Annotated in this window: 1 protein-coding gene; it reads right to left on the bottom strand. The window is 67.5% G+C overall.

Features of this window, described 5'->3' with window-relative positions; all coding sequences use genetic code 11:
- Nucleotides 1–31: 31 nt before the first annotated feature.
- A complete protein-coding gene (locus HUA75_RS45985; RefSeq protein ID WP_254628132.1) occupies nucleotides 32–1009 on the bottom strand; it encodes an IS630 family transposase in 978 nt (325 codons plus the stop codon).
- Nucleotides 1010–1226: the final 217 nt, after the last annotated feature.

Raw genomic sequence — 1226 nt, 5'->3', positions numbered from 1 at the left:
CTAAACCAACGATCTCGATTCTCGCACGATGTCAGGAGGCACGCCTGAGGTCGGCTCGGCGCAGGGATGGACAGGCAGAGCGCTGTGCATTCCGCGCGCTGAGGTAGGCATGTACCCGCACCATGAGCTGGGCCATGGTGCGGCAGCGGTGATTTCGCGTGACGTTGGCGTGCAGGTCCAGCCACACGCGCTCGATGCGGTTGCCCTGGGGACAGTAGGGCGGCAGGAAGTGGAGCACGATGCGCCCTCCAAGTTGGGCAAGGGCCTTGCGAGTCTTCTGGCTGGTGTGGACCGCGGCGTTGTCCAGCACGAGGTGGATGCGGCGAGCGCGCCGGTATTCACCCGCGAGGCGCCAGAGCAACTGGATGAAGAGGTCGCTGGCCTTGGATTTGCCCTCCACCCACGTCAGCTTCCCAGTCCGGACATTCAACGCTCCGGCCAGGAAGCGCTTCTGGTTGTTGCCCGGTGTCACCACCACCCGGCGCTGCCCCGGGAGACACCAGTCGTGTCCCACCTTGGGGTTGAGATGGATGTCCACCTCATCCACGTGAAGCACGGGCTCTTCGGGGGGCTTGTGGGCATGCAGGCACTTCAACTCGTAGAGCCGGCGCCGACGCTTCCAGGCGGGCCAGGGGCACTCGACGATGGGCCTGGCGGCCTTGCGCCGCGCGCCGAGCGAGGTGAGCGCACGTCCCATGGTCGCCACGGACACCTGGGGCAGCCCCCGGCGCTCAAGCTCCAGACACAGCAACTCCCGTGTCCAGGTGGGCCGGCACCAGCCCCAGTCCTCGGGCGTTCCCACCAGCACCCGCGCCAGCCTCTCTCGGAATCGCTCGTCGACCTTGCGCTGGCCGTTGCCCTCCCTCCTGTCTCGCAGCGCTCCGCGTCCATCCTCCCGGTAGCGGCGCACCGCGCTGACGACGGTGGAGGTGGCACAGCCCAGGTTTCGGGCTGCTGCGTTGCACGAGGCACCCCTCCCCACCGCCGCCACGGCCATGCACCGTCGCATGGTGAGCGGGCAGCCGCTCCTCTCGCCCCATCGCAGCAGCGCCCGGCGCTGCTTCCTCTTCAGCCACTGCCTACCTTTGCCTTCGGGCAGGGCCTTCTCGCTCTCAGGTTTTCTGCGCACACAGAGCCGAACGAGAGGTGCCCCTGCTCCCTCTTCCCGCTCACTTCACGCCTGCCCGCCCTCCGACCTGATCGAGAATCACGAACTCCGGTTTAGG

This window comes from Myxococcus sp. CA040A (assembly GCF_013336725.1).
Classification (GTDB): Bacteria; Myxococcota; Myxococcia; order Myxococcales; family Myxococcaceae; genus Myxococcus; species Myxococcus llanfairpwllgwyngyllgogerychwyrndrobwllllantysiliogogogochensis.
This window is presented reverse-complemented; position numbering and strand designations above follow the sequence as displayed.

Excerpts from the sequence above, each read along its gene's own strand:
- HUA75_RS45985 (WP_254628132.1), bottom strand. The coding sequence starts at position 1,009 with ATGCGACGGTGCATGGCCGTGGCGGCGGTGGGGAGGGGTGCCTCGTGC.